This is a genomic window from Streptomyces speibonae, from assembly GCF_984686075.1.
Map to the genome: position 1 here is coordinate 5468903 of NZ_OZ480260.1, position 16871 is coordinate 5485773.

The 16871-nt window shown below is 70.6% G+C and carries 14 protein-coding genes; 11 read left to right on the plus strand and 3 right to left on the minus strand.

The annotated features are described in order from the left end of the window. Window positions 1–65 precede the first annotated feature (65 nt). The 3 genes from AC5L3C_RS24690 to AC5L3C_RS24700 all read left to right on the plus strand — a co-directional run bounded on the left by AC5L3C_RS24690 (window position 66) and on the right by AC5L3C_RS24700 (window position 1234). Entirely contained in the window at window positions 66–335 is a 270-nt protein-coding gene (locus AC5L3C_RS24690; protein WP_125506409.1) for a hypothetical protein, read from the plus strand. 210 nt (window positions 336–545) lie between these two features. Next, the gene (locus AC5L3C_RS24695; RefSeq protein ID WP_125506410.1) at window positions 546–815 is read left to right on the plus strand and encodes a hypothetical protein; all 270 of its coding nucleotides are present in this window, start codon (window positions 546–548) and stop codon (window positions 813–815) included. Window positions 816–958: 143 nt separating this feature from the next. After that, window positions 959–1234 carry a hypothetical protein gene (locus AC5L3C_RS24700; protein ID WP_125506411.1) on the plus strand — a complete coding sequence of 92 codons (276 nt, stop codon included), beginning with the start codon at window positions 959–961 and terminating at the stop codon, window positions 1232–1234. A gap of 65 nt (window positions 1235–1299) precedes the next feature. On the opposite strand, the gene AC5L3C_RS24705 is transcribed toward AC5L3C_RS24700, so the two are convergent. Then, on the minus strand, window positions 1300–2310 hold the full coding sequence (locus AC5L3C_RS24705) for an alpha/beta fold hydrolase (protein WP_493650880.1): 1011 nt from the start codon (window positions 2308–2310) through the stop codon (window positions 1300–1302). A 115-nt stretch (window positions 2311–2425) separates the two neighbouring features. Here AC5L3C_RS24705 and AC5L3C_RS24710 point away from each other — a divergent pair, with 115 nt between their 5' ends. Together AC5L3C_RS24710 and AC5L3C_RS24715 are read left to right on the plus strand one after the other, a co-directional pair. Further along, window positions 2426–3370 (plus strand): NAD-dependent epimerase/dehydratase family protein, encoded by a 945-nt coding sequence (locus AC5L3C_RS24710; protein WP_493650881.1) that lies wholly within the window; start codon window positions 2426–2428, stop codon window positions 3368–3370. Window positions 3371–3415: 45 nt separating this feature from the next. Beyond that, on the plus strand, window positions 3416–6883 hold the full coding sequence (locus AC5L3C_RS24715; protein ID WP_493650882.1) for an aminotransferase class I/II-fold pyridoxal phosphate-dependent enzyme: 3468 nt from the start codon (window positions 3416–3418) through the stop codon (window positions 6881–6883). A gap of 10 nt (window positions 6884–6893) precedes the next feature. Here AC5L3C_RS24715 and AC5L3C_RS24720 read toward each other — a convergent pair whose 3' ends face one another. Then, the gene (locus AC5L3C_RS24720) at window positions 6894–7472 is read right to left on the minus strand and encodes a toxin (RefSeq protein WP_493650883.1); all 579 of its coding nucleotides are present in this window, start codon (window positions 7470–7472) and stop codon (window positions 6894–6896) included. A gap of 13 nt (window positions 7473–7485) precedes the next feature. After that, entirely contained in the window at window positions 7486–7926 is a 441-nt protein-coding gene (locus tag AC5L3C_RS24725) for a helix-turn-helix domain-containing protein (protein WP_493650884.1), read from the minus strand. 501 nt (window positions 7927–8427) lie between these two features. On the opposite strand from AC5L3C_RS24725, the gene AC5L3C_RS24730 reads away from it, so the two are divergent. The 6 genes from AC5L3C_RS24730 to AC5L3C_RS24755 all read left to right on the plus strand — a co-directional run bounded on the left by AC5L3C_RS24730 (window position 8428) and on the right by AC5L3C_RS24755 (window position 16860). After that, entirely contained in the window at window positions 8428–9180 is a 753-nt protein-coding gene (locus tag AC5L3C_RS24730; protein ID WP_493650885.1) for a thioesterase II family protein, read from the plus strand. A 128-nt stretch (window positions 9181–9308) separates the two neighbouring features. Next, a complete protein-coding gene (locus AC5L3C_RS24735; RefSeq protein WP_493650886.1) occupies window positions 9309–12077 on the plus strand; it encodes an AAA family ATPase in 2769 nt (922 codons plus the stop codon). 136 nt (window positions 12078–12213) lie between these two features. Then, the gene (locus AC5L3C_RS24740; RefSeq protein WP_493650887.1) at window positions 12214–12822 is read left to right on the plus strand and encodes a thioesterase II family protein; all 609 of its coding nucleotides are present in this window, start codon (window positions 12214–12216) and stop codon (window positions 12820–12822) included. Between the two features lie 158 nt (window positions 12823–12980). Beyond that, window positions 12981–14447: a class I adenylate-forming enzyme family protein gene (locus AC5L3C_RS24745; RefSeq protein WP_125506419.1), complete on the plus strand. Its 1467-nt coding sequence runs from the start codon at window positions 12981–12983 to the stop codon at window positions 14445–14447. A gap of 4 nt (window positions 14448–14451) precedes the next feature. Then, window positions 14452–15237, plus strand: a complete 786-nt coding sequence (locus AC5L3C_RS24750) for a carbon-nitrogen hydrolase family protein (RefSeq protein WP_493650888.1) — start codon at window positions 14452–14454, stop codon at window positions 15235–15237. A 33-nt stretch (window positions 15238–15270) separates the two neighbouring features. Next, window positions 15271–16860: an acyl-CoA mutase large subunit family protein gene (locus tag AC5L3C_RS24755; RefSeq protein WP_493650889.1), complete on the plus strand. Its 1590-nt coding sequence runs from the start codon at window positions 15271–15273 to the stop codon at window positions 16858–16860. Window positions 16861–16871: the final 11 nt, after the last annotated feature.

Sequence of the window (16871 nt, forward strand, 5' to 3'; positions counted from 1 at the left end):
TTCGTGGTGCGGACCCGGGCCCGCCCGGCCCCTCGGCCATCCCACGACCGTCAAGGAAAAGGTTGATGCTCCAGTCGAAGAAGAGTGCAGTGGCGGGCCTCCTGGGCAGCCTCGCGCTGATCGGTGCCGGTGCCGTGCAGGCCGTCGGTGCCGAAAGCCCCGGCAACTGCACCGAGAACGACAAGGGTCAGATTCGCTGCATTGAGGTGAGCGAGCACCGCGTCGTCGAACAGGACGGTACGGTCCGCGTCGACAGCAAGGCGACGCAGAGCTGTTCCGGCAAGGGTGAGCTCACCTGCAGCAACACCCTCGTCCTCGAGGACGAGAAGTCCTGACTGTGCGGGTGATGCGCCTCTGCGGGTCGCTCGATGGTCGAATTGCCGGGCCGATTGTGTGAAATGGCGACAGTAATCTGATGTGTCTTTTTGCGCCATGTGAATACCGTTCGGCGTTTCACTATTAATTGCCGCAAATGTCGCCCTAGGTTTGGCGGCTGTCACCGACCGGCCCGTTCCGGGTCGCGTCACATCCAGAATGGAGCAGTAATGCGCAAGTTCCAGAAGGCCGCTGTCGTCATGGCGATGCTCGGCAGTGCCAGCTTCCTCGGCTCCGGCGTCAGCTTCGCCGGTGACGAGCCGGAGGTGGAGATCAACAACAGCCAGACCACCACCTGCGTGCAGGACAACTCGGTCCAGTCGCTGATCGCCATCGACGACATCAACCTGGCGGTCGGCATCCTGGGCCTCGGCAACGCCGAGAACGAGGAGACGAACGCCGTGAAGTGCGCCAGCACCCTCGCCCTCGGCGGCGAGTGACCACCCTCGGGTGATGGGGCAGGCCCCGGCGTCCGGTCGCATCCGATCGGGCACCGGGCCTGCCCTGCTTCGTTGACCGTTTCGGCATCCGTAACGGTACCGCCGCCCGGTCGCGGTGGTGCCGAGCGTCGAGGAAAAGGCAGATGCTCAAGTCGATCAAGATCACGGTGATGACGGGAGTTCTCGGGAGCTCCGTCCTGATCGGCCTCGGCGCCGTTCAGGCCGCCGCTGTTGAGGGCCCCGGCACGTGCACCAACAACGGCAGGGGCCAGGTGCGCTGCGAGGACGTGCGCAAGGAGCAGATCTCCAGCGAGGAGTACGGGACGATCCACCTCGTCAACGACATGAAGCAAAAGTGCTCCGGTAGCGGTGCGGTCTCCTGTGCCACCAGGGTCCTCGTCGACGGCGAGGAGTCCTGACACCGCCGCGGTCGTGCGAAAGGGCCGGAACCCGCTTCGGGTTCCGGCCCTCCACGCGATCGGCGTCATGCCGGGGCGGGCACGGCTGCGGCGCACGAGGCCTCGATGGGAGTGCAGTACGGCAGCCCGTCGACGGGCCGGTCGGTGCAGAACCGGGCGATCAGGTCTGCCGATTCCTGCCTGCGCTCGACCGTGACCAAGTGGTCGGCCTCCTTGACGGTGGTGAACAGCGCCCCGGGCATCGTCGCGGCGAGTTCGCGCCCCATCTGCGGCGTGCATAGGGTGTCGTACTCTCCGGTGAACACCAGGGACGGCACACAGGGCACCGGCAGCGGCCGGTAACACCCGTGCGTCACCAGCCGCGTGTTGTGCTCGACCGCCTTCTGGATGTCCTCCGGTGTCTGGTTCATGAACTGACGCTGGAGCAGCCGCGCGACGGCGGCGTGCCTGCGCACCTTGCCGGCCTCCGGGTTGGACATGAACAGCCGCACCAGGCCGTCGGCGGCCTGCGCGACGTCCCCCCGTGCGAGCGTCTCCGACAGCCGCGGGACGGCCTCGAGGTAGAGCTTGGGGAGGCGCATCGCCGCGGCCGCGAACACGATGCGCCGGACCGACTCCGGATGCCGCTGGGCGAACCGCAGGCCCACGGCCTCACCGAAGCAGCCGCCGAACAGGTTCACCTGCGGCACCTCGAGCTCCGTCAGCATGTGCTGGACCGCGTCCGCGAGAAAGCCCATGTCGTAGTGGGCCGGCAGGAAGTCCGAGTCGCCGTAACCGGGAAGATCCACGGTGATCATCGTGCACAGGGGTGCCAGCCACTTCTCGTGGTTCTGCCAGGAGTACCGGTTCTGGGACGACCCGCCGAGCAGCAGCAGCGGAGCCGTGCGCGGGGCACTCTGCCGGACGATCCGGCAGGTGTACGCGAATCCCCCGAAAGTGAGCCTTCGTTCCTCCACCTGCTCGGGCCCTGGACTGAGGAGCCCGGAGTACCCCGCGGGGGGCGGGTCCTGGGCGGTAGTGACGGCAGTGCGCATGAGCGGCTCCGGGAAGGGCGGAACGACGGCGAACCGTTCCATGATTACCAGGAAACGCTCCATTCGGACGCACTCACTCAATTGTGGGCGATCCGAAAAAACTGCCCGCGCGTAAAGGACACGGAAACCAGGCGGGCTGTCGCGCTAGTGTGCGAGCGTGACTTTATCCGTCGTAGTGGGATCAGGGCCCGCGGGAGCAGCCACCGCACGGCTGCTGGCCGACAGGACCCAGTCAGTGAGAGTCGTCACCAGATCGGGCCGGAGCCGGGAGCCCGGTATCGAGCACGTCGCCTTGGACGCGGGGGACAGCACGCGGCTGACCGAGGCCGTGCAGGGCGCGACCGCGATCTACTGCTGTGCCGCACCGCCCTACCATCGCTGGGCGAGTGAATGGCCACAGCTGGCCTCGTCGGTCTGCGCGGCGGCCGAGGCGAGCGGGGCCGTCCTGGTCATGCTCGGCAACCTGTACGGGTACGGCCCGGTGGACGGCCCCATGACCGAGGGGCTGCCGCTCGCGGCGACCGGCACCAAGGGGAGGGTGCGCGCCGCCGTGTGGGAACAGCTGCGGACCCTGCACGAGCAGGGCCGTATCAAGGCGGTCGAGGTGCGGGCCTCGGACTTCTTCGGGCCCGGCGTGACCGACGGCGGGCACCTGGCCGCGCGGGTGATGCCGCGACTGCTGCGCGGCAAGCCCGTCTCCACGCTCGGGGATCCCGACGCGCCCCACAGCTGGAGCTTCGTCCCCGATGTGGCCAGGGCCCTGGTCGAGGTCGCGGGCGAGGAACGGGCCTGGGGCCGCGCCTGGCACGTGCCGACCGAGCCCGCGCTGTCCGTCCGGGAGATGGTCGACCGCCTCGCCGCCCAGGCGGACGTGGGACCGGTCGCGGTGCGCCGGGTACCGCCGGCGGCCCTGGGGGTGGCGTCGCTCTTCTCCCCGCTGATCCGCGAACTGCGGGAGATCCGCTATCAGTTCGACCGGCCGTTCGTCGTTGATTCGAGCGCCTACGAAGCCGAGTTCTCGGTCCGGGCCACGCCCGTCGACGCCCAGGTCAAGACGGTGGTGGACTGGTGGCGTGAGCGCGCGGCGGCTGCCGTCGCGTGACATCCGAGAGAACGCGTGACTTCCAAGAGAACGAGGGGATCCAGAGTGAGTGCAACGGGGGCGCGGCGTGATGACGTCGCGGTGGTGGGAATGGCCTGCCGGTTTCCGGGGGCCCGGAATGTCAACGAGTACTGGAGGCTCCTCACGGAGCCCCATCCGCAGTTCTCCACCGTCCCGGACTCGCGGTGGCGTGCGGCCGGTTTCCGCAGCGACGACTTCCGCGATGTGACGTCGTCCTACACGGACACGATGGCGCTGCTGCCGGACGTGGGGCACTTCGACCCGGCGCACTACGGCATACCGCCCCGGCGGGCCAAGGCGATGGACCCCCAGCACCGGCTGCTGATCGACCTCGCCCGTGAGGCGATCCAGGACGCCGGGTGGGAGGCCGAGGGCTTCGACCGCGAGGAGACCTCGGTGATCACGGCGCTGAGCGAGAGCGGCTACCGCGAGCTCAGCACCATGCACATCCGGATGCGGCAACTGGCCGGCGGGGAGTTCGGGGTACCGGCGGTCCATCCCCAGCTACGGGAGACGGTCCGCGCGGTCGCCGGGCTGCACGGCAGTTCCGTGGCCGGGCTGCTGCTCAACATGGGACCGAACACCGTCAGTTCGGTCTTCGATCTGCACGGCGAGAGCTACGCGCTGGACGCGGCGTGTTCCGGTGGACTCATGGCCGTGGCCAACGCCGTGTACGCGCTGCGCGCGGGCCGCTGCCGTATCGCCGTCGCCGGTGGCGCGCAACTGATCCTGGCCCCGGACCTGCTGGTGGGGCTGTGCCGGGTCGGTGCCCTCTCCCGCAGCGGCGCGTGCCGGCCGTTCGGCAGCGGGGCCGACGGGTTCGTCCTGGGGGAGGGCGCCGGGATCCTGGTGCTGCGGCCGCTGTCCGACGCGCTGGCGGCCGGCGACCGGGTCTACGCGGTGATCCGGGGTGTGGGCACCGCCAACGACGGGACCGTGCCGGGCGGAATGCAGCCGCAGGCGGCGGGCCAGGTCCGGGCACTGCGCCGGGCCTACCGCGACGCGGACCTCGGCCCGGACTCGGTGGACTACCTGGAGGCGCACGGCACCGGGACCGCGGCCGGGGACCCGGTCGAGGTCGCGGCTCTGCGCGAGCTGCGCGGTGCGCAGGGTGCGCCCGCCTTCCTGGGCGCGGTGAAGGCGGTGGTGGGGCACTCGCTCAACGCCGCCGGGATGGCCGGTCTCATCAAGACCGTGCTGGCCGTGCACCGGGGAGTGATACCGCCGCAGCCGGAGTTCGAGCCGGCCGACCCGGCCGCGCTCGACGCCGCGCGGCTGACCGTCCCGACGACGCCGACCCCGTGGCCCGGCACCGGCCGGCCGCGCCGGGCGGGAGTGAGCGCCTTCGGATTCGGCGGCACCGGAGTCCACATGGTGGTGGAGGAGAACGCCACGGCAGCCGCCCCCGCGGCACGGGACGGGGAGTCGCAGCTGCTGGTGCTGAGCGCCCGCGACCGGGCCGGGCTGGCCCGGCACGCCAGGGAACTCGCCCACACCCTCACCGGCGACCGGCCGTCGCTGGCCGCGGTGGCGGACACCCTGGCCCGCCGCGCGCCCTTGACGGAGCGCCTCGCCCTGGTCGTGGAGGACACCGCCGACGCCGCCGCCAAGCTGGCCGCGGCGGCCGACGCCGTGGCGACGGGGCGTACCGGCGAGCTGGGGCCGGGGCAGATGGCCGGCACGGTCCCGCCCGGCGAGCTGCCGAAGGAGGCGGAGGTCCCGGCACCCGGCGCGCTGGACGCCACGGCGCGTACCGCCGCGCTGGCCCGGCTCGCGGAGCGCGCCGTCACCGGCACGGGCATCCGTCCGGTGACGGAACGAATACCCCCGTGCACGCTGCCGCCCAGTCCGCTCGCCCCGCGCCATCACTGGGTGGTGGACGAGTCGGCCCGTCAGCTGGTGGGGGAGGAGGGCGAGGACCGGCCCCGACCGGTGGAGTCGGAGTCGCCCGGGACGGCGTCCGAGGCGGTGCCCGGGGCGACGCGGGAGGACCGTGCGTCCGTCGCGTCCGTCGTTTTCGAAGAGGTGTCGCGGACCGGTGTCTTCCCCCTCGAAGGGCTGGGCGAGCGCACGGCCCTGGTGACCGATCTCGGTTTCGACTCGCTGATGCTTCAGGAGCTCGAGACCAACATCGGCAAGCGCCTGCCGGGCTTCCGTACGGACGAGCTCCACTCGCCCGACATCACCATCGGACGGCTGATCACGCTGGCCGGTCCGCATCTCACGGAGCCGCCGGCCCCCAGTGAGGTCCTGCCCCGGGAGGAGCCGGGGGCGGACTGGGAGGACGGGACCGCGTGCGTGGACGACTTCCCCGAGGTGCGGCAGTTCGAGGAGCGCCTCGACCACCTGGTCCGCAGCGGTGCGGACTTCCCGTACTTCCGGGTCCACCAGGGCAACATCCGCGACACGACGGTGATCGGCGGCCGGCCGTACCTGTCCTTCGGCAGCTACAACTACCTGGGGCTCTCCGGTCATCCGGCGGTCAACGAGGCCGTGCACGAGGCCGTGGACCGGTACGGGACGTCGGTCTCGGCGAGCCGCGTGCTCTCCGGCGAACGGGACCTGACCATACGGCTCGAACGGGCCCTGGCGGGCTTCCTCGGGGCCGAGGACTGTCTGGCGCTGGTGAGCGGCCACGCCACCAACGTCACCGCGATCGGGCACCTCGTCGGCGCGGGGGACCTCGTCGTGCACGACGCGCTCGCCCACGACAGCATCCTTCAGGGCATCACGCTGTCCGGGGCGGCGCGACGCCCCTTCGCCCACAACGACATGGGGCAGCTCGAGGGCATGCTGCGGCTCAACCGGACCCGGTTCAGAAGGGTGCTGATCGTCGTCGAGGGCGCCTACAGCATGGACGGCGATCTGGCCGACCTGCCCGCCGTGATCGAGCTGAAGAAGCGGTACGGCGCCCTGCTGATGGTCGACGAGGCGCACAGCATCGGCACCGTGGGCGAACGCGGCCGTGGCGTCGGTGAGTTCTTCGGCGTCGACCGGGCCGATGTGGACCTGTGGATGGGCACCCTCTCCAAGGCGTTCGCCAGCTGCGGCGGTTACCTCGCGGGCTCGGCCCGGACCGTGCGGTGGCTGCGGCACACGCTGTCGGGTTTCGTCTACAGCGTCGGCCTGACCCCGGCCAACGCGGCCGCGGCGCTGGCCGCCACCGAGCTGATCGAGGCCGAACCGCACCGGGTGCGCACGCTGCGGCGCAACGCGGAGCTGTTCCTCACCCTGGCCGCCTCGGCCGGTGTGGTGACGGGGACCAGCGCCGACACCCCGATCGTGCCGTGCATCCTCGGTGCTTCGCCCATGACCCTGCGCGTCGCCGACCGGCTGTTCGAGCGGGGTGTCATCGCCGACCCCATCTTCCATCCCGCCGTGGAGGAAGGGCTTTCGAGGCTGCGGTTCTTCCTCTCCAGCGAGCACCGCGAGGACGACATCCGGCGGGCCGTCTCGATCCTGGCGGAGGAGGTGGCGGCGGCTCGGGCATGAACGGCCCACGTCAGATCAGGGTGCGCTCGATCCGGCTGAGCATGGCGATCTCCCCGGATTCCGCGTCCTCGTCCTCGACCTCGTCCGGAGGTGTGCCGTGCCGGCCCTCGGTGCTGCCCACCCGCTGGGAGAGTATGTAGGCGATGACCTCCGCTTCCTGTTCCTGGACGTCGTCGTAGGTCGCGCGCAGGAGCATGTCGCGCACGAGGTCGGGATCGAGGTTGGGGAAGAGGAGGCGGGCACTCGCCTCGTCGAGCCAACCCGCCCCGCGGTGGCAGCAGATGATGTGGCCCAGCTCGTGCAAGATGATGTGCTCCTGATGCGCGCTGGTCGTGTTGGCGTCGTAGAAGATGAGATCCTCGTCCCGTGCGGCGACCCATATGCCGCACGGGTGCGACGCCGGCATCGGTAACGGGACCAGAGTGATGGGACGTTCCCTGATCTCGCCGAGGTAGCGGCAGAGTTCTGCCACGTCGGCCATCTCCGGCAGGTCCAGGGCGTCGACGCGCCGCGCGCCGGCCTTGCGCAGCCGCTTGAGCTGACTGCGCCGGTCCTGGACGAAGGCACGTTCCTTCTTGGTGTGCTTCACTCGTCGGCCCCCCTCATTCCGGGTCCGAGGAGTCGGCGACCGGCGGCAGGCCCTGAAGCTGCCGGTACTGGTCCATGATGGCCGTGATGGCCTGGAGGTTCTCCTTCTTCATCCCGGCGGCCCGCATCGCCACCGCGCGGACCCCTGCCTGCCGCAGCGCCTCGATGGCGGCGACCTCGCCGAGGACCGACTCGGCGACCTCGTCGTCGAAGAAGTAGGCGACCGACACCCCGAAGAAGCGGGCCAGGGCGGACAGCAGGTCCGGTGAGGGGTTGGAGCGTTTGCCCGTGCGCAACTGCGACAGATACACACCCCCGACCCTGAGCTCGGGGTTGACTCGTTTCAGTTCTTCGGCCACCTCGGCGTTGGTCCAGTGCCTGCCTTTGGGGCGAACCGTTCTGAAGAGGTCGTCGAGACGCACGGCCAGTACAGGCCGGTCCTCGGTCTCGGGCATCACGATCTCCTTCCCCGCCTCCCCCGACCTTGCTCCCAGCTGTGCGACAGTTTCGCAGATTAGCCAGTAGTTGACAAATGGCCGAGAATCCGCCAGCGTGGGCCACCGCGGATAGCTGACAGTTAACTTGGCTCGCGGGGGTGGCGAAGTTGACTGCCGGCCTTGCCTGTCCGGCCCGACCCGCCGAGTAGGGGTCGGGCCGGACGGAGGCAGGCCGCGGCCGCCGGATCCGGCGGGAGAGGCAGGGATGCCACGGGAAGGCCCGCCAGGGGCCGCCCGGTCCGGCGGGGACGGTTCATGCCGGTCTCCCCGTGCGCGGCGACGGTCCGGCGCGGCGGTCTCCCCCTCTGTGCACAGGTCATTCGCGGTTGAAACCTGTGGACGGGCGAATAGGGGTACCGCCCGGCCGGAAAGCGTCGTTAGCATCCGCCGCACGGTTGTTCGCACATACTTTCCGGCAGCTTCACACGCTGTCCCCACGGGAAAGGGAAAAGCGTTACTGTGACTGAACCAGCAGTGGCCAGCGCGTGGATCCGACAGTTCCACCCGGCGCCGGACAGCGCCGTGCGGCTGGTCTGTCTGCCGCACGCGGGCGGTTCCGCATCCTTCTACTTCCCGCTGTCCCAGGCGCTGTCCGACCGCCTGGACGTCATGGCGATCCAGTACCCGGGCCGGCAGGACCGGCGCCGGGAACCGTGCATCGAGGACATCGGCGACCTCGCACGCGCCATCGCCGCCGAGCTGGAGCCCCGGCTCGACCGGCCGATGGCTCTCTTCGGGCACAGCATGGGCGCGACACTCGCCTTCGAGGTGACCAGGGTGCTGGAGCGGACGTACCACTTCACCCCGGCCCACGTCTTCGTGTCGGGCCGCAGGGCTCCCTCGGTCCACCGGGAGGAGACGGTGCACCTGCGCGGTGACGACGGCATCCTGCGCGAGATGCTGGCCCTGCAGGGCACGGACGCCGGAGTGCTCGCGGACGAGGAGCTGCTGCGCATGGCGCTGCCCGCGCTGCGCGGCGACTACCGGGCGATCGAGACCTACCGCGCCGAGCCGGGGGCCGTCGTCACGGCCCCGGTCACCGCTCTGACCGGTGACTCCGACCCGCGCGTGTCGATCGGCGACGCGGAGGCGTGGCGCCCGCACACCGAAGGCCGTTTCGACCTGCGGGTGTTCACCGGCGGCCACTTCTTCCTGGCGCAGCATCAGAAGGAGATCACCGGGCTGGTGGCCCGTCAGCTCCTCGCGTCCTGACCGGCGGGAAGCCATCGAAGGGCACCGGCAGGGACAAGCGCCCGTCCCGCCGATGCTCCGCACCGACCAAGGGCGCGCGCGGTGCGGCTTGAGTGCCGCACCGGCAACTCACGGGGGAGTAAGTAAAGTTGCAATCTGTCAATCTCACTCACCGCGACGAACAGGTGGCGGAACTCAGGCGGGCGTTCGCCGACGCGCGGGAGGCCTCCGGCCGGATCGTCCTGATCACCGGCGCCGTGGGAAGCGGCAAGACCGTCCTGCTGACCCAGTTCGCCGACGAGACGGTGACCGACGGGGCCCTGCGGCTGGACGCGTCGGCCGCCCGCGGCGAGGACCGCATCCCCTTCGGGATCCTCCGGCGCCTCATGGCCCATGCGCCGCTGTCGCCCTCCGCGCGCGCCGAGGCGGACCGGCTGCTGCGGCCGCAGTCCGCGACCCTGGAGCCGGCCGCGGTGACGGAGGCGATCCCCCAGCTGGCCGTGGCGCTGCTGCGATCCGCCGGTGACCGCCTCCTGGTCATCGCCGTCGACGACGTCCACCACAGCGACCAGCAGTCACTGCAGTTCCTGCTGCACATGGCCCGCCGCATCCGCCACGAGCGGGTGCTGATGGTGTTCACGGACACGGCCCGGCGCTGGGACAGCACGGCCTGCTACCGCTCCGAACTCTCCCAGCAGCCCCATTTCCGCCGCATCCGGCTCAAGCTGCTCTCCCGCACCGGCACCCAGGAGATGATGGCCGGTCAGCTGCCCCCTGCCGCCGTCGCCCGGCTCAGCGGCGAACTCCATCAGGTCACCGGCGGCAACCCGCTGCTGCTGCGCGCGCTGGCGGCGGACTACCGGGCCACCGCCGAAACCGAGGGCACCCCCCTGAAGGTCATCCGGGCCGAGACCTACGACGAGGCACTGCTCGACTGCCTGCACCGCTGCGGCACCGAGAGCCTCGCCGTGGCCCGGGCCATCGCCGTGCTCGGCGAGCGCTGCGCACCGGCGCTGCTCTGCCGGCTGCTGAACCTGAGCACGCAGGCCGTCGACATGGCCCTGTACACGCTGAACCTGTGCGGGGTGGTCCACGGCAACTGCATCCGCGACCCCGAGGCGCTGAAGACGATCTACCACGCCACGCCCGCGGCCGTCCTGGCCGACCTGCACCGGGACTCCGCCGCTCTGCTGCACGCGGAGGGCGCTCCGGCGACCGAGGTGGCCCGGCACCTGCTGCGGCTGCTGAACGGACACGAGCTGTGGGCGGCCCCCGTCCTGCGGGAGGCGGCCGAACACGCCCTGGCCGGTGGCGACACGGCCTTCGCCCGCCGCTGCCTGGAGGAGGCCCTGGCGGCCACCGCCGACGACCGGGTGCGAGCGGCGGTCCGCCAGCGGCTCACCGGTGTCCTGTGGCGAACCCTGCCCACGGCCACCGAGACCCATCTGCCGCAGCTCCTCATCGACATGACCGAGGGCCTGCTCTCGCCGGTGGAGGCCTCGGCGACCCTGTCGCAGCTCGCGTGGACGGGCCAGGTGGAGCAGGCGGCCGAGGTCACCGAGCAGCTGAGCGAGGCGCAGCCGTGGGGGCCGGATGTCGACGGCCGCCTCACCGGTGTCCGGTCCTGGCTGGCCATGCTCTCCCCGCGGCTGCGGGAACGGCTGGCCGGCGACGGCACGGCACCGTCCGGGGAGGAGGCCCGCACGGACGACCCGTACTTCCACGCCGCCGCCGCGGTCACCGAGTCCCTGTCGTCCGCCTCGACGGACAAGGCGCTCTACGTCCTGCAGCGCTACCAGCTCGGCGACACCACCGTGCAGTCGCTGGTGTTCGCCCTGTGGGCACTGATCTACGCGGAACGGCTGGACCTGGCCGACGACTGGAGCAGGCGGCTGCTCGCCGAGTGCTCGGGCACCAACGCCTCGTCCTGGCAGGCGCTGCTGCAGTCGGTGCGCGCCGAGGTGGAGCTGCGCCGGTCGCGGCTGAGCGGCGCCGAACACCTCGCGAACGTCGCGATGCGCGGTATGTCGACGCGCAGCTGGGGACTGGGCGTGGCCTTCCCGCTGTCCGTCCGGGTCGAGGCGCTCACCCGCATGGGCTGCTTCGACGAGGCACTGGACCTGCTCAGCCGGCCGGTGCCGGAGGCGCTGCTGGAAACCCTGCCGGGGCTGCACTACCTGCGTGCCCGCGGCCACTTCTACCTGGCGACCAACCGCCACCACGCGGCGCTCGGCGACTTCCTGGCCTGCGGTGAACTGGTGGAGCGGTGGGGCGCGGACACGCCCGCGCTCGTGCCCTGGCGGACCGACGCGGCCGAGGCGTGGCTGGCGCTCGGGCAGCACAAGCGGGCCGCCCGTGCGGCGGCGGAGCAGCTGGCGCGGATCCCCGCCCAGGAGCGCCGGCTGCGCGGCATCACGCTCCGGGTCCTGGGCGCGGCGACCCGGGACACCACGGCGCGCACGGCGATGCTCCAGGAGGCGGCCGAACTGCTCGAGGGCGGCGAGGACCAGCTCCAGCTGGCGCTCACCCTGGGCGAGCTCGGCGACGTCCACCACGCCGCGGGCGACTTCGGCGGAGCCCGGATGCTCGCCCGGAGGGCCTGGCACCTGGCGAAGTCGTGCGGTGCGGAGCCGGTGTGCCGGCGGCTGGCCCCGCTGCGCCCGGAGGAGGAGTCCCCGGTGGAACCCGGCCCCGAGAACGAGCTGTCCCAGGCGAACGACGCCCTCCTGTCGGAGGCGGAGAACCGGGTGGCGGTGCTGGCCGCGCAGGGACTGACCAACCGTGAGATATCGGCGAAGCTGTACATCACGGTGAGCACGGTCGAGCAGCATCTGACCCGGATCTACCGGAAGCTCGGCGTGAAGCGGCGGCGCGATCTGCCCACGGCACTCGCCGAGCTCGCCCAGGCCGCCTGCTGAAACCCCCTGTCCACCCCCTATTCCGGGCAGAGGTAATTCCACCCGCTGTTCCACCTTGCTGTTGATGCGTCTTCGACAGGGGCAGTCGTAGGGTGATCTGCGAAATGCGATATCCCCCGTATCGGAGGCTCCCCCCATGTACGTCAACAGCCCGAGTGGTATCAGCGTGCACCGGATTTACTGCACCACACAGTCGGCGAAATACCGGCTGGCCTGTTTTCCGCATTTCACCGATGCGCCCCTGGACTTCCACAGGCTGTCCGGCCTGCTCCTGCCCGGCGTGGAGACCCTGGCCTTTCAGTACATCGGCAGCCTCCCCGACGGAACCCCCGCGCACATCAGGGACGTCGAGGACCTGGCCGACCAGGCACTGCGGACCCTCCTGGAGTGGACGGACCTGCCCCTGGCCCTGTTCGGCCACCGCAGCGGCGCCTACCTGGCGCTGCGGGTCGCCGAACGGCTGGAGGAGGAGTACGGGTTCGGCCTCGCCAGCCTGTTCGTCGCCGACCGGGCCGCGCCCCACGAGGTCGGGCACGAGGAGGGGCGCCAGGTGGGGTGCCGCGTCGTGGCCCTCACCGGCGTGCCCTCGCAGCGCGCCGAGCCGGACGCCGTGGGCGCCTGGCGGAACGTCACCACCGGACCGTTCGACCTCGAGGCGTTCCGCGGGATGAACGGATATCTGGATTACAGCTCCAGCGAGGTCGCGAATCTCATTCACGACCAGCTTCTCTCCCTTCCCCTCTGATCCCTCACCGGCCTGGGGAGACCGCGCCGGATGAGGGGCGACTAGGGGCACACGTAGGGGTTCCCCAGGCCCGCCCGAGAAACCATAGTTTCCCGGGCGGGACCCTGTAACTCGTGTTGCGTCCTAGCCCGGTCCGGACGCGGAAGGGAGCGTGCGGAATGACCGCCAAGATATTCGCATCCGACTCTGTGCAGACGCTGGCGGAATTCGAGGACGACGTTCTTCGACTTGCCGATGTGCTCGCCGAGCGGGGTGTCACACCCGGTCAGCGGGTCATCCTCAAGGCGGGGAACTCGGCCGCCTATGTGGCCACCCTCCTCGGACTCATGCACGCCGGGGCGTCCATCGTCCTCGTCGACCAGCAGGCACGCCCCGAGGAGACCAGCCGCATCGCCCGGCGCACCGGCGCGAAACTGGTCCTCGTCGACAACGACGCGCCCGTCGACCCCGAACTGCGGCCCATCGCCCTGTACGAGCTGCTGGTCGCCGCCGCGGGCCGCTCGCCCCTCGGCCGGCGCCTGTCCTTCGACACCTGGTGCGACCTGCCCGACTCCCTGATCATGTGGACCTCCGGCTCCACGGGGGACCCCAAGGGCATCGTCAAATCGGGACGCAAGTTCCTGAAGAATCTGCGGCGCAACGCCGACCAGGTCGGCCACCGCGCCGACGACGTCCTGGTGCCCCTGCTGCCGTTCTCCCACCAGTACGGCCTGTCCATGGTGCTGATCGCCTGGCTGGTGCGCTGCTCGCTGGTCATCACGCCGTACCGCCGCCTCGACCGCTCACTGATCATGGCCGGGCAGGCCGGCGGCACCGTCCTGGACGCCACGCCCGCCAGCTACCGCAGCATGCTCAACATCCTGGAACGCACCCCGGCCCTGCGCGCCCACCTCCAGCAGGTGCGGATGTTCTGCGCCGGCGCCGCGCCCCTGGACCAGCCGCTCGTCGACCGTTACGTCGAGGAGTTCGGCCTGCCGCTGCTGGACAGCTACGGCAGCACCGAACTGGGCAACATCGCCTTCGCGACCCTCGACAACCCCGTCTCCTGCGGCAGGGCGATGGAGGGCATCCGGCTGCGCGTCACCGACGAGGACGGACTGCCCCTGCCGGCCGGGCAGGTGGGCGAGATCGAGGTGGACACCCCCGACGCCCTGGAGGGCTACCTGGGCGAGGACGGCGAACTGGCACCCGTGCCGGGCGGCTGGACCCGCACCGGCGACCTCGGCCACCTCGACGAGCACGGCAACGTCTTCGTCCTCGGCCGCAAGTTCGCCGTCCACCGCAAGGGCTACACCCTCTACCCCGAACTGATCGAGCGGAAGGCCGCCGCGGCCGGCTGCTCCACCCGGATCGTCGCCGTCGACGACGAGGCGCGCGGCTCCCAGCTCGTGTTCTTCGTCGAGGACGAGGAGGACCGCGGGGTACCGCACTGGCGGACGGTGCTGCGCGACGCGCTGCCCGAGTACGAGGGGCCCGACGTGGTCATCGCCCTGGACCGCTTCCCGCTCAACCGCAACGGCAAGCCGGACAAGCTGCTGCTGCGGCGACTGGCGGACGAACACCGCACCAGCCGCATCCCGGGGCAGCGCGACGCGTCGTCGCAGGACACCCGGACGTCGGTCTGAAGCCATGAGGATCGCTTGCTGGCAGGCGGCCTGCCGCCCCGGAGGCATTCCCGGATTCCTGGACCGGCTCCGCGAGGTGGCCCGGCAGGCCGCCGACGGCGGCGCGGAACTGCTGCTCACCCCGGAGATGTCGGCGGGCGGCTACCCGCTGACCGCCACCGCGCTCGCCCGCGCCGCCGAACCGGCGTCCGGCCCCACCGCCGAGGCCGTCGCCGGCATCGCGCGACGCCACGGGATCTCGGTGGTGCACGGATGGCCGGAGACCGACGGCACGGCCGTCCACAACGCGGCCATGCTCACCTCCCCCGACGGCCGGCTGCTGACGTACCGCAAGGCCCACCTGTACGGGCCGGAGCGAACGCAGTTCACCCCCGGTGGCGACGGCGTCGTGCAGACCGTCCTGAACGGCGTCACCGTCGGACTGCTGATCTGCTACGACGTGGAGTTCCCCGAGGCGGTCAGGGCGCACGCGCTGAACGGCACCGAACTGCTGCTGGTCCCCACCGCCCTGATGCGGCCGTGGGACTTCGTCGCCCGGACCCTCGTCCCGGCGCGGGCCTTCGAGAGCCAGATGTTCATCGCGTACGCCAACTGGACCGGCGACCACGAAGGGCTGAGCTTCTGCGGTCTGACCTGCGTGGCCTCGCCGCACGGCACCCAGGTGCGCGTGGAACACGCCGGGGAGGGCGTCCTGTTCGCGGACATCGACCCGAAGGACGTCACCGCGGCCCGCGGCACCACCACCTACCTGCTCGACCGTCGCCCCGAGCTCTACGGCGAGCTCCACTGACGGACCCCCGGCAACCCATCAGGAGGCAACACCATGGTGCGCGACTCCGAGTCCGGACTGCCCATCGAGCCGGTCTACGGGCCCGATGCCCTCGACGGCTGGGACCCGGCGGACAAGCTGGGCGAGCCGGGGGCGTATCCCTTCACGCGGGGTGTGTATCCGACGATGTACACGGGCCGGCCGTGGACGATGCGTCAGTACGCGGGTTTCGGTACGGCGACGGAGTCCAATGCCCGGTACAAGCAGTTGATCGCGAACGGGACGATGGGTCTGTCGGTGGCGTTCGATCTGCCGACGCAGATGGGTCATGACTCCGACGCGCCGATCGCGAGCGGTGAGGTCGGCAAGGTGGGTGTGGCGATCGACTCGATCGACGACATGCGGGTGCTGTTCGGCGGGATTCCGCTGGACAAGGTGTCCACGTCGATGACGATCAACGCGCCGGCGGCCCTGTTGCTGCTGCTGTACCAACTGGTGGCGGAGGAGCAGGGCGTCAGCGCCGACAAGCTGACGGGCACGATCCAGAACGATGTGCTGAAGGAGTACATCGCGCGGGGTACGTACATTTTCCCGCCGAAGCCGTCCTTGCGGCTGATTGCGGACATCTTCAAGTACTGCCGGGCGGAGATCCCGAAGTGGAACACGATCTCGATCTCCGGCTATCACATGGCGGAGGCGGGCGCCTCGCCCGCGCAGGAGATCGCCTTCACCCTCGCCGACGGTATCGAGTACGTGCGGACGGCGGTGGCGGCCGGGATGGATGTGGACGACTTCGCCCCGCGTCTGTCGTTCTTCTTCGTGGCGCGGACGACGGTCCTGGAGGAGGTCGCGAAGTTCCGTGCGGCGCGCAGGATCTGGGCGCGGGTGATGAAGGAGGAGTTCGGGGCGAAGAACCCCAAGTCGCTGATGCTGCGTTTCCATACGCAGACGGCCGGGGTGCAGCTGACGGCGCAGCAGCCGGAGGTGAACCTGGTCCGTGTGGCCGTGCAGGGCCTGGCCGCGGTGCTGGGTGGTACGCAGTCGCTGCACACCAACAGCTTCGACGAGGCCATCGCCCTGCCCACCGACAAGAGTGCGCGGCTGGCGTTGCGTACGCAGCAGGTGCTGGCGTACGAGACGGATGTGACGGCGACGGTCGATCCGTTCGCGGGTTCCTATGTCATCGAGAGGATGACCGACGACGTCGAGGCGGCGGCGCTTGAGCTGATGCGGAAGGTCGAGGACCTCGGAGGCGCGGTCAGCGCCATCGAGCACGGCTTCCAGAAGAACGAGATCGAGCGCAGCGCTTATCGCATCGCGCAGGAGACCGACTCCGGTGAGCGGGTCGTGGTCGGCGTCAACCGTTTCCAGCTCGACGAGGAAGAGCCGTACGAGCCGCTGCGTGTGGATCCCGCGATCGAGGCCCAGCAGGCCGAACGCCTGGCGAAGTTGCGCGCATGGCGGTGTGCCGAGCGGGTGGGTGAGGCCCTGGTCCGGGTGCAGAAGGCGGCGGCGGGCGAGGACAACGTCCTCTACCCGATGAAGGACGCTCTGGCCGCCGGTGCCACGGTGGGCGAGGTGTGCGACGCCCTGCGCGAGATCTGGGGGACCTACACCCCCGACCACACGGGAGGGTCGTGGTGAGAAGAGGAGAA